Raw genomic sequence first — 9,789 nt, 5'->3', positions numbered from 1 at the left:
AAGAACTGTCCGATGTTCCAGAGAGGGTGTCTTGGCGAAATCCGCTGTGGCAGACGTCACATTGAGCTGGACGCTTCGCTCCGGATCAGCTGATGAATATAGGCGAGCTTGTCGAAGACAGCCTCGGACATGACGAAGGGATAGAGGTCCGGCTGCCCCATGCTGCGGTTGATGCTATTGATCGCGAGCGTCAACGGCACCCAGGCACGGATGAGCGTCTGTGCGCTCCCGCTCCGATAGCTGTCGAAGGTGCGCTTGAGCTCAATATTCTCCGCCGTCGTCTCGACATCCGGGTTGGTCCTGAGACCAAATGCATCGGCCGTATCCAGCGCATCGACGATATGGAAGTAATGCGCAAAAGTCTCGGCAAAATCTTCCCACGGATGGCTCGCAGCATAGGCGGAAATGAATGATTGCTCCCATCCCGGCTGTGGTCCTTCCCGGTAATGGCGGTTGAGCGCCGCACCATAATCCGCGCGCTCATCGCCAAACACCGCCCGGCAGGCGTCGAAGGCATCGCGGTCGCGAATGAGGACATTCCAGTAGTAATGCGCAATCTCGTGCCGGAAATGGCCAAGCAGCGTGCGGAAGGGCTCACCCAGCGCCACCCGCCGCGCCTCGCGCTCGGCATCATGGGCCTCAACGACGTTGAGCGTGATCAACCCGTCCGCATGGCCCGTCAGGATCGGCTCGTCATCGGAAGACTGCGGATCTTCGGCCAGAAAATCAAAACCCAGGCCGTTTTCCGGATCCTGCCGTCGAGTGACGAGCGGCAGGCGGAAGCGCAAGAGAGAATAGAACAGTCCCCGCTTGGCGAGTTCGATCTTCTGCCAGTTCTCGACATTTTCCGAAACGGAGAGGTCAGGGATTGTCACATTGTGCCGACAGGCAATGCAGAAACCCGTCTCGTCATCATCTTCAACAAGCCAGTTGCAGCCACCGACCTCTGCGTTGACGCAGCGCTTTGGAAAGACAGGTTGCGCGTTGACGGCGGGCAGAAGCGCGCCATTGCCGGAATCCAGAGCAACCATGGTGAGTTCCGACGGCTTGAAAGCCAGTCGGGCATGGCAGGAAACACAGCCGGTATTTTCGAAATGCACCACATTCGAGCAGTTCGTGCAATTGAACAGGCGCATGGCCCCCCCAGAGGAAAGATGCAGTCCCCGCGTTCGCGCGCCGAGCACCCGCACGAAGGTGCAAGGGTCACGCCAACACGTTGGACTGGGAACAATCAGTCGAAGATTTCAAGCGGGAAGGACAGTTCGTAACGAACCTCGCCATCCTGCAACAAATGCCGAGCCTCGCCATTAACGGATGCCGGCACAACACGTTCCAGCACCGTACTGCCGAAACGCCCAGCCTTGCCTTCTTCAATCCCCGGCGATCCATAAGGCTCGACCCAGGTAATCTTCACCATCGGCCCAGTCGGGGTCTCGAACTTCTGACAAGACACGTCGATCGGCATGCGGCGCTGCAGGAAGTCGCCATGGCTGACAGCATTGACGACCAGTTCGTGCAGGGCAAGACCGATATGCAGAGACGCATTCGGCGTCAGAAGGACATTGTCCCCGCTGACCTTTACGAGGTCAGCGTTCTCCTGAACATAGCGATCCACCTGCTGCTTCAAAAGATCGCGGAAATAGGCGCCCCGCCAGCTGGAATCGGTGATCAGATCCTGGCTCTGCGACAGGGCATGCAGACGGCCGCGGAACTTTCCGAGGAACATGTCGAGAGTTCCGGCATGACGCGCCGTCTGGGATGCAATGGACTGGATGATGGCGAGCAGGTTCTTCGAGCGATGGCTGACTTCACGCAGCAAGGCCCGCAACAAACGTTCGCGGCGCCGATCCTCGGTTCGATCAATGACCACGGTGATCATGTGCAGATCGCCATCGTTCATTTCCACCAGCCGGCAGCGGAATTCGAAGAAGGTATCGTCGGTGGATTCCACCTCGATCTCGGCCTTATCGCCGGATTTCTTCAGCATCGCCTTCATCTCGGCCAGGCGTTCGCCGATCTCGGGTCCGAAAATGGTCTCATCGCTCGGAACAGCACCGGGTTCCAGCCGCCAGCGTGCGGGAAGCGACGTGATGCAAACGTACCTGCCATCCTTATCCTGGAGGATCAGGCTGGCTCCGACATCCATCAGGGCGGTTATGAAAAACTCCCGCAGCTGCCGATCGCCGCGCTGAGGTTCAAACCATGTCAACCGATGTACCAATATTCCAGCTCCGCCTTTAATCGGCAATTCGGTTCAGGTCGGGGCAGCTGGCGCCGCTCCGCCTGAACTCTTTTCGTTCGTCTCAATCAAGCCTGTTCGGCCACACGTTCGTTGAAAAACAGAGCCTGGCTGATCAGTGCCTTGACCATGTCGGGGTTGAACGGCTTGGTCACCAGGAAGGCCGGTTCAGGGCGCTCGCCGGTGAGAAGACGCTCGGGGAAGGCTGTAATGAAGATGACCGGAATGCTGTCGACCTTCAGAATGTCGTTGACAGCATCGATACCCGAGCTGCCATCCGCGAGCTGGATATCGGCAAGCACCATCTTTGGGTTTGTGCGCTTGAAGAGATCAACCGCCTCGTCATGCGTGCGGGCAATGCCCGTGACCCGGTGACCCAGATCCTCGACCATCTGTTCGATGTCGAGCGCGATCAGCGGCTCGTCCTCGATGATCATGATATCGGTTGCCACCTGGCGCGAGATTTCAGCAGACGCCTCGTTGAACAGCGCGTTGAAACCGGCCTCGCTGACCGCAAGCACGCTTGCCGCTTCCGCGACCGTGAAACCTTCCACAGTGATCAGCAGGAAGGCGTGGCGGGCGCGCGTCGGCACCGCGGCCAGATTGGCCTGCGCACGCTTCTCCCAGGCGAAGGGCGAGGTGATCGGCGGGAGCTCGACCTTGGTCGAATCATAGATGGCGACGAACAGCCGATAAAGCGCTACCCGGTCGTCACCGACGTTCGGGAAAACGGAGATATCGGCAATGAGTGCTTCAAGGACTGCCGCCACATAGGCATCACCGGAAGTCTGTGAGCCGGTAACAGCGCGAGCATATCGCCTCAGGTAAGGCAGGTGGACAGCGACGCGGGCGGTAAGGGACATGCAATTCTCCAATCAGTATGGAATAGGTGCGGACTCGGCCTCAAACGTGCAAATCAAAAAATTGTTCCGTCGATCTGGAACTTTTTTCAACGATCGCTTCTTATCAGCGCATAATCTCTTCGGGAAAAGAAATGCAGTGGATGACAAAGATATGAGGAACGGTGGCGCCGACAAGAGCGACAAGTCGAAATCGTCCACAGAGGGCCGAAAGAATGCAGACGCCCTGATCGCCTCGAAGTTGCGAGGCTATTATGACAGCATCGTTGAGGAAGGCACGCCCGACCACCTGCTGGACCTGCTCGAAAGGCTGCAGGAGGCGGAGAGGAAGATGAACGAGCCTCGGGACTGACGGCCGGCCTCACGCCCGCCGCTCTTTTTCCGGGGAAGGCCCCAGCACATCAGTCATCGCAACCACTCAGTCATCGTCCGCCTGAGAGCCGGCGCCCTGGGACTTCACCACAGCGAAGACCATGGCAGCGATGGCCGCCGTGGTCAGGATCGAGCGCCCCTTCATGAGCGCAGGAATCCCGGCCAGCAATTGCAAAGTCATTGGATCGGGCAAACGAGATCGCGCCGCCCTCTGCCGCGCTTCCAGACGCTGTTGGGCACGCCGATTGATCATCTGCACGACGAGGACGACAATGCCAGCCGCAAGCGCCGTGATCCCCGCCACCCCGAGGGCTGCCAGCACCGGACCAAAGAACTGAGACAGGTACAGTCCGAGCGCCACCAGAAGGGCGACATAGGCGGTCATGCCGAACACAGCGGCAATCGCGCCGCCAATGAGCGAGCGCGACAGGCGCCGGGCCGCCGGCTTCACCCGGCCGAAAGCAACGACGCCCAATTGTCTGAACAGTGGAAACATGATCAGCGACGGCTGAGCAGCGCGAGCACATAGCCGACGCCAGCGGCAATCGCCAGCGACTGGAACGGCTTGGCGTGGACATAGTCCTCGATATCCTGCTCGATGTTCGCGACCGTCTCACGCGCGCTCTCGACATACTCGCGAGACACTTCACCGGCTTCCCGAACCTTGCCGCTGCCATAGGAAGCAAGGGTCTGGGTCAATGCCGCGATGTCACGGCGCAAGGTCTCAAGTTCGGCCTGGATGTCTTCGCTCGATGCGCCCGGAGTGGTTGATGCAGCCGCCTCGATGCGATCCGCGGCCTCATCCGCCACGGCTTCAATCTTGCTCTTCGAGGCGTTCGGGATCTGGGCCATGCGGGGCTCCTTTGTCTGATCTGAAAATACGGTTTCACCACCACAACGCCGCAGCAGGCGCAGTGTTCCGAGGCAAAAGAAGAATTCGACACCTGTGCAAGGTGGCGGCATTTTTTCGCGCGGGATGAGGTTTCCGGTTGGGCGCCAGGCCATAGCCAAGGCGATTTTTCAGCGGAACTTCCAGGGCCGAACAGGCGTTATTGCCGCCGAGGACACGAGCCTCGATGAACAACAAAACACGGGAGTGACCCATGAATTGGAATCAAGTCGAAGGCAATTGGGAGCAGTTCAAGGGCAAGGCCCAGACCCAGTGGGGCAAGCTCACCGGTGACGATCTCGACGTCATCGCCGGCAAGCGCAAGGAGCTCTCTGGCAAGATCCAGGCCGCCTATGGCAAGACCCAGGAAGAAGCCGATCGCGAGATCGATGACTGGATGACCCGCAACTAAGCGCGTCAGCACATTCAAGGAAAAGCCCGGAAGCCGCCGCTTCCGGGCTTTTTGCTGTCTGCCTCAGGCAGCGGTCGTCGCTCCATAGGTAACACCTTTTTCCTTCAGCCAACGCCGATAGGCAATCGACGATGCATCCGCCCGCGTCGGGATTTCCTTGCGCGGTTCGAGCGGCAGGAGCACCGGTCGCTGGTTTTCGAGAATGATCCGGTCCTGCAGGAAAATCATCTGCTGGAAGTGAATGAGTTCGGTGGTCGTCGAGACATCATCGATCAGATACATGATCGGATGCGCCCGACAGCGATCCGGATCGAGGGGCTGGACGAAGAGGCCGATCACATCCCAGCGGTCATCCGCATTCGGACAGGTCTTGTAGAGGATCGTCGTGAACGGGGTCATCACCCGATACATGTATTTGGTCGAAATACCGTTCGTGGCGGATAGCGCAGCCTGCGGCTGGAAAAACTCGCAATTGGTTGCCCAGACCTCGTCTTCCTCGCGCCGGATCTCGACGTCATACTGCATCACTTCGGTATGCGGCTCGGCACCCAGCACATCGGTATGGACGAAGGGAAAATGCGCCATGTCCAGGAAGTTTTCCACGATCCTCAGACCCGACGCCCTGACGGTGACGACACCGCAGGGCACGTAACGCCGATCCGCCTCATCGGCTTCTGGCAGGGGAAAGATCTCGCGCTCCGGGGACCCGAGCGTCGTCCACAGAAAGCCGAAACGATGGCGCAGCGGCAGCGGATCGACGCGACCCTCCGCCCGAACCACGATTTGGCCGTCCGCGTCCTTCTCCACGGTGAGATCCGTGCCCAAAAGGCGGTTATGCGAGCGCCCGACGGGAATGAAAGCCTCCGTATCGAGCACATACCACTGGTCGAGCGAAGCCCTGTCGACGCTATTCTGCATTTTCCGTCTTTCCTCTGGAGCAAGGGGAGAAACCACTTGAAACCCCGTCTGCATGGCCGCTAGATTGCCCAAAAATAGAGCGCGCACAATTGCAGGGCAACGTTGATCCCCATCCGATGACAGAGCATGCCAAGAGCGCGACCGTCGCCTTCACCTTTTCCGGGCGCCTCGAGCCCAACAGTTTCACCTCCTTCGCCGAACACCGCGCCGCCCGTTTAGCGCTCCTCCTCGACATCGCGACCTGCGACCGTGACCACTGTCGGTTGGCAATTTCCGGTCCCGAAGCGCTGATCGATGCCTTCGAGATGGCAACGAGCCTTGGGCCCTATGATTGCATCGTGCTCGACGTAAGCCGAACCTCTCTTGATCAAGACCTGCCCGAAAAGGCCGTATCATGACCGCCAATCCCTGGATCCCGATCGCCCTCTCCGCCTCGATTGAGCCCGGCACGTCGGCCGGCACACGCGTTCTCGGCGAAGAGCGCGTCGTCTGGCGTGACGCGGCAGGCGCGCCGCATGTCTGGGAAGATCGCTGTCCGCACCGCGGCATGCGCATGAGCTTCGGCTTCGTACGCGGCGACCACATTGCCTGCCTCTATCATGGCTGGCGCTATGATACGGCCGGCCAGTGTCGGCACATCCCCGCCCATCCCGATCTCGACGTGCCGAAGACAATCAAGGTGCCGACCTTCGCCGTGGCTGAAAAAGGCGGCATAGCGTGGATGGCAACCGAAGGCGCCGACCCGGCCGAGCTGCCCGCCGTTCCAGACCACGCACACCCCGTCCGCAGCCTTTTTCTCGACCAGCCCATCGCCCTCGTCCGGGCAGCGGTCGTCGACACACCACCGCAAGGCTGGCATGCCGAGCCCTTGGCCAATGACGTGGTTACCTTGCGGGGTAACGACGCCACCGCAATCCTTGCCTTGCAGACCCGCGACACCTCGAAGACGGGACTTCACATCACCGTCGCAGGCGAGGCGTCCACCGCAATCCGCCGCGAACTCGCGATCTGGGCAACGGCCCTGCGCACAAGGCTCGAAACCGACATGACGAAGGCCGCGTGATGATCAGACTGTACGACTATCACCTCGACGAGAATGGTTTTCGCGTTCGCCTCCTTCTCTCCATGCTGGGCCTGCCCTTCGAGACTGTCGCCGTCGACAAGGCGCCCGGTCGGGAACACCAGATGCCCGCCATGCTGGCGATCAACCCGACCGGTACCCTGCCGACCCTCGAAGACGGTGACGTCAGGCTCTTCGGCACCAGTGCAATCCTCGCCTATCTCGTGCGGGCCTATGCACCCGACCAGCAATGGCTGCCCGTCGACCCGGCAGACTTCGGCCGCGTGCAACAATGGCTGGGCTTTGCCGGACGCGAATTGCAGGCGGCGATCGACGCGCGCGAGGCCGCTCTCTTTTCGGCCGCAGGCGCATCGGACACCGACCGTCAAAGAGCCCGAAACGCCCTCCGCATCATGGACGACCATATGGTGCTCCGGCAGATCGAGGGCGCCGAATGGTTCGTCGGCGACAGCCCGACGCTTGCCGATCTGGCCCTCCTGCCGAGCTTTGCCCTCTCCCGCGATGTCGGCATCGACCATGACGAATATCCCGCCCTTCGCCGCTGGCTGCGCCGCTTCCGCGCCCTGCCCGGCTTCATCACCATGCCGGGCATTCCCGACTATCACTGACATGCAGGGGCCAGCCGGCAACAGATCGGCAAGCCCAAAGCCAAAGCAGGGAGGACCACCATGATCCGCATCGTTTTTCTCGATCGAGACACGCTGTCGCCGGAAACGGTTCTGCGCCCGCCCGCCATGCCGCACGCACTGATCGTCCATGCCCGGACAAGGCCCGATCAGGTGGCCGAGCGCATCCGTGAGGCAGACGTGGTGATCACCAACAAAGCACCGGTCCGCGCCGATGCGCTGGCCACTGCCACCCGGCTGAAGCTGATCGCCGTTGCCGCCACCGGGACCGATGTCATCGATCTTGCCGCAGCAAAGGCAGGCAGCGTCGCCGTCTGCAACATCCGCAACTATGCCAAGCACACGGTGCCGGAGCACACATTCGCGCTGATGCTGGCGCTGCGTCGCTCGATCCTGCCCTATCGGCAATCCGTGATCGAAGGCCATTGGCAGCAGGCGGCGCAGTTTTGCTATTTCGACTATCCGATATCTGACCTCGGCGGCTCGACGCTCGGCATCATCGGCCATGGCACGCTTGGCCAGTCGGTGGGCAAGATCGCCGAGGCCTTCGGCATGACGGTGCTCGCCGCCGGGCGGCGCGGCGAAACCGAGCTCAAACCCGGCCAGACGGCCTTCGACGAGGTGCTGCGCCGATCCGACGTCATCACCCTGCATTGCCCGCTGACGCCGGAAACCCGCGGTGTGATCGGCGCCCGCGAATTCGGCCTGATGGAGAGACGGCCCCTGCTGATCAACACCGGTCGCGGCGGCCTTGTCGATGAAAGGGCACTCGAACAGGCGCTGGACAAGGGCCTGATATCAGGCGCAGGTTTCGACGTCACCGATGGCGAACCACCCGCCGCCGACAGCCCGATGATGCGGATCGCCAGCCGCGACAATGTGATCCTCACGCCGCATGTCGCCTGGGCTAGCCGCGAGGCCATCCAGGCACTGGCCGACCAGCTGATCGAGAACATCGAGCTGTTTCTCGCAGGGACCCCGCGCAATCTCGTGACCTGATCCTGCTCAGGCAGCAGGGCTATCGCATATGGATACCTGCGGCGGGTCCGGCTCCCTTTTCGCCCCAGCACGGAGAAGTGCCGAGCGTATGCGAGCCGATGAGGGGGCGCCCGGCACAGCTCTACCACTTCGCCCCCTCATCCGGCGCTATTGCGCCACCTTCTCCCCGCGGGGGAGAAGAGGGAGTCCGCGACAGCCCTCGTTGCCCCCTATGCGACAGCCCAGCCCTTGCCCTTTGGCGCCGACGCATATCTAACTCTCTCAAAAGACGAGGGAGATCGGCATGCGCTATCTGGAGGCGGACTATCAGGGTGAAGAAATCCTGACGGCGAAAAAGGGCGCGCTCGGCTTGATTGCCCTCAATCGGCCGCGTGTGCTCAACAGCCTCAGCCACGACATGATCCTCGCCTTCGGCGAGGCGCTCGATGCCTTCGAGGCCGCCCCTGATATCGCGGCGGTCCTCGTCACCGGCGAGGGCGAACGCGGGCTTTGCGCCGGCGGCGACATCAGGATGTTTTACGAAAGCGGCAAAGCCGGCGACGGCAAGGCCTCCGAATTCCTCAAGGCCGAATACCGCCTGAATGCCCGCATCGCCGGTTTCAAAAAGCCCTATATCGTCGTAATGGACGGCATCACCATGGGCGGCGGCGTCGGTGTCTCCAGCCATGGCAGCCACCGCATCGTCACCGAAACCACGAAACTCGCCATGCCCGAAACCGGCATCGGCTTTTTCCCCGACATCGGCGCCACCTGGCTCCTCTCCCGCGCACCCGGCGAACTCGGCACCTGGATGGGGCTATCAGGCGAGGCGGTGAACGGCGCCGACGCGATCACCGCAGGTTTCGCCGACTGGTATGTCCCGCAGGACCGGGTGGCAGAGCTCCTGGAGCGGATCGTCGCCTTGCCCGCACCGGCCCTTGGAGCAACGATCGCCTCGATCATCCGCGACTATACGGTGGACGGCCCGACCGGCATCTTTTCCGAAGGCCGCACCATGATCGACCGCTGCTTCGCCTTCGACACGGTGGAGGAAATCATCGCCGCCCTCGAACAGGAACAGGGCGACCTCGCCGCCAGAACACTCACCGCTATCAGCGCAAAATCGCCGACCAGCCTGAAAGTGACGCTGAGGATGCTGCGCGAGGCCCGCCGCTCCAGGGATCTCGAAACCTGCCTCGAACGCGAATTCGCTGGCACCCTCCAGGTGGTGAAAGTCCCCGACTTCTACGAAGGCATCCGCGCGGCGATCATCGACAAGGACAGGAACCCGAAATGGTTCCCGGCGACGCTGGAGGATGTGGCGCCGGAGAGTGTTGAGGCGTTCTTTGCCGCGCGGGATGAGCGGTTGTTTGGGTAGGGGCGGAGCAGCTGGAGTTCGTGACCGATTTGTGCG

13 protein-coding genes are annotated in these 9,789 nt (G+C 61.4%); 7 read left to right on the top strand and 6 right to left on the bottom strand.

The features are described from left to right. Positions 1–56 precede the first annotated feature (56 nt). The 3 genes from ACSV9I_RS10430 to ACSV9I_RS10420 all read right to left on the bottom strand — a co-directional run bounded on the left by ACSV9I_RS10430 (position 57) and on the right by ACSV9I_RS10420 (position 3,102). Entirely contained in the window at positions 57–1,136 is a 1,080-nt protein-coding gene (locus ACSV9I_RS10430) for a zinc-binding metallopeptidase family protein (protein WP_438328806.1), read from the bottom strand. 95 nt (positions 1,137–1,231) lie between these two features. Then, positions 1,232–2,146, bottom strand: coding sequence for a sensor histidine kinase (locus ACSV9I_RS10425; RefSeq protein ID WP_245281383.1), 915 nt, complete (start codon positions 2,144–2,146; stop codon positions 1,232–1,234). A 161-nt stretch (positions 2,147–2,307) separates the two neighbouring features. Beyond that, positions 2,308–3,102: a response regulator gene (locus ACSV9I_RS10420; protein ID WP_054156982.1), complete on the bottom strand. Its 795-nt coding sequence runs from the start codon at positions 3,100–3,102 to the stop codon at positions 2,308–2,310. Here ACSV9I_RS10420 and ACSV9I_RS10415 point away from each other — a divergent pair. Then, entirely contained in the window at positions 3,101–3,451 is a 351-nt protein-coding gene (locus ACSV9I_RS10415; RefSeq protein ID WP_438328805.1) for a NepR family anti-sigma factor, read from the top strand. The two genes, ACSV9I_RS10420 and ACSV9I_RS10415, sit on opposite strands and share 2 nt — an antisense overlap. A 66-nt stretch (positions 3,452–3,517) precedes the next feature. On the opposite strand, the gene ACSV9I_RS10410 is transcribed toward ACSV9I_RS10415, so the two are convergent. Both ACSV9I_RS10410 and ACSV9I_RS10405 read right to left on the bottom strand, forming a co-directional pair. Beyond that, entirely contained in the window at positions 3,518–3,967 is a 450-nt protein-coding gene (locus ACSV9I_RS10410; RefSeq protein ID WP_438328804.1) for a hypothetical protein, read from the bottom strand. Between the two features lie 2 nt (positions 3,968–3,969). Next, positions 3,970–4,323 carry a DUF883 family protein gene (locus tag ACSV9I_RS10405; protein ID WP_438328803.1) on the bottom strand — a complete coding sequence of 118 codons (354 nt, stop codon included), beginning with the start codon at positions 4,321–4,323 and terminating at the stop codon, positions 3,970–3,972. A 251-nt stretch (positions 4,324–4,574) separates the two neighbouring features. Between ACSV9I_RS10405 and ACSV9I_RS10400 the strand changes: the two genes are divergently transcribed. Continuing rightward, positions 4,575–4,772 carry a CsbD family protein gene (locus ACSV9I_RS10400; protein WP_054156980.1) on the top strand — a complete coding sequence of 66 codons (198 nt, stop codon included), beginning with the start codon at positions 4,575–4,577 and terminating at the stop codon, positions 4,770–4,772. Positions 4,773–4,835: 63 nt separating this feature from the next. Here the strand turns inward: ACSV9I_RS10400 and ACSV9I_RS10395 are convergent, their stop codons facing one another. Beyond that, complete coding sequence (locus ACSV9I_RS10395; RefSeq protein WP_438328802.1) at positions 4,836–5,690, bottom strand: aromatic ring-hydroxylating dioxygenase subunit alpha; 855 nt, start codon at positions 5,688–5,690, stop codon at positions 4,836–4,838. Between the two features lie 116 nt (positions 5,691–5,806). On the opposite strand from ACSV9I_RS10395, the gene ACSV9I_RS10390 reads away from it, so the two are divergent. The 5 genes from ACSV9I_RS10390 (at position 5,807) to ACSV9I_RS10370 (ending at position 9,753) form a co-directional block, all read left to right on the top strand. Beyond that, a complete protein-coding gene (locus tag ACSV9I_RS10390) occupies positions 5,807–6,088 on the top strand; it encodes a hypothetical protein (protein ID WP_438328801.1) in 282 nt (93 codons plus the stop codon). After that, positions 6,085–6,753, top strand: a complete 669-nt coding sequence (locus tag ACSV9I_RS10385) for a Rieske 2Fe-2S domain-containing protein (RefSeq protein WP_438328799.1) — start codon at positions 6,085–6,087, stop codon at positions 6,751–6,753. The genes ACSV9I_RS10390 and ACSV9I_RS10385 overlap by 4 nt, the downstream gene beginning before the upstream one ends. Beyond that, entirely contained in the window at positions 6,753–7,379 is a 627-nt protein-coding gene (locus tag ACSV9I_RS10380) for a glutathione S-transferase family protein (protein ID WP_438329130.1), read from the top strand. Before ACSV9I_RS10385 ends, ACSV9I_RS10380 begins: the two co-directional genes overlap by 1 nt. A 60-nt stretch (positions 7,380–7,439) precedes the next feature. Continuing rightward, positions 7,440–8,396 carry a D-2-hydroxyacid dehydrogenase gene (locus tag ACSV9I_RS10375; RefSeq protein WP_438328798.1) on the top strand — a complete coding sequence of 319 codons (957 nt, stop codon included), beginning with the start codon at positions 7,440–7,442 and terminating at the stop codon, positions 8,394–8,396. Between the two features lie 283 nt (positions 8,397–8,679). Further along, on the top strand, positions 8,680–9,753 hold the full coding sequence (locus ACSV9I_RS10370) for an enoyl-CoA hydratase/isomerase family protein (RefSeq protein WP_438328797.1): 1,074 nt from the start codon (positions 8,680–8,682) through the stop codon (positions 9,751–9,753). Positions 9,754–9,789 lie beyond the last annotated feature (36 nt).

Origin of the sequence: Rhizobium sp. G187, assembly GCF_051549525.1 — a bacterium.
Lineage (GTDB): Bacteria > Pseudomonadota > Alphaproteobacteria > Rhizobiales > Rhizobiaceae > Allorhizobium.
Note: the sequence above shows the minus strand (reverse complement) of the source record. Positions and strands in the feature narration are given on the sequence as shown.

What these genes read in the sequence shown, in the direction of transcription:
- ACSV9I_RS10430 (WP_438328806.1), bottom strand. Translation starts at nt 1,136, where the DNA reads ATGCGCCTGTTCAATTGCACGAACTGCTCGAATGTGGTGCATTTCGAA.
- ACSV9I_RS10425 (WP_245281383.1), bottom strand. Translation starts at nt 2,146, where the DNA reads ATGGATGTCGGAGCCAGCCTGATCCTCCAGGATAAGGATGGCAGGTAC.
- ACSV9I_RS10415 (WP_438328805.1), top strand. Translation starts at nt 3,101, where the DNA reads ATGCAATTCTCCAATCAGTATGGAATAGGTGCGGACTCGGCCTCAAAC.
- ACSV9I_RS10420 (WP_054156982.1), bottom strand. Translation starts at nt 3,102, where the DNA reads ATGTCCCTTACCGCCCGCGTCGCTGTCCACCTGCCTTACCTGAGGCGA.
- ACSV9I_RS10410 (WP_438328804.1), bottom strand. Translation starts at nt 3,967, where the DNA reads ATGTTTCCACTGTTCAGACAATTGGGCGTCGTTGCTTTCGGCCGGGTG.
- ACSV9I_RS10405 (WP_438328803.1), bottom strand. Translation starts at nt 4,323, where the DNA reads ATGGCCCAGATCCCGAACGCCTCGAAGAGCAAGATTGAAGCCGTGGCG.
- ACSV9I_RS10400 (WP_054156980.1), top strand. Translation starts at nt 4,575, where the DNA reads ATGAATTGGAATCAAGTCGAAGGCAATTGGGAGCAGTTCAAGGGCAAG.
- ACSV9I_RS10395 (WP_438328802.1), bottom strand. Translation starts at nt 5,690, where the DNA reads ATGCAGAATAGCGTCGACAGGGCTTCGCTCGACCAGTGGTATGTGCTC.
- ACSV9I_RS10390 (WP_438328801.1), top strand. Translation starts at nt 5,807, where the DNA reads ATGACAGAGCATGCCAAGAGCGCGACCGTCGCCTTCACCTTTTCCGGG.
- ACSV9I_RS10385 (WP_438328799.1), top strand. Translation starts at nt 6,085, where the DNA reads ATGACCGCCAATCCCTGGATCCCGATCGCCCTCTCCGCCTCGATTGAG.
- ACSV9I_RS10380 (WP_438329130.1), top strand. Translation starts at nt 6,753, where the DNA reads ATGATCAGACTGTACGACTATCACCTCGACGAGAATGGTTTTCGCGTT.
- ACSV9I_RS10375 (WP_438328798.1), top strand. Translation starts at nt 7,440, where the DNA reads ATGATCCGCATCGTTTTTCTCGATCGAGACACGCTGTCGCCGGAAACG.
- ACSV9I_RS10370 (WP_438328797.1), top strand. Translation starts at nt 8,680, where the DNA reads ATGCGCTATCTGGAGGCGGACTATCAGGGTGAAGAAATCCTGACGGCG.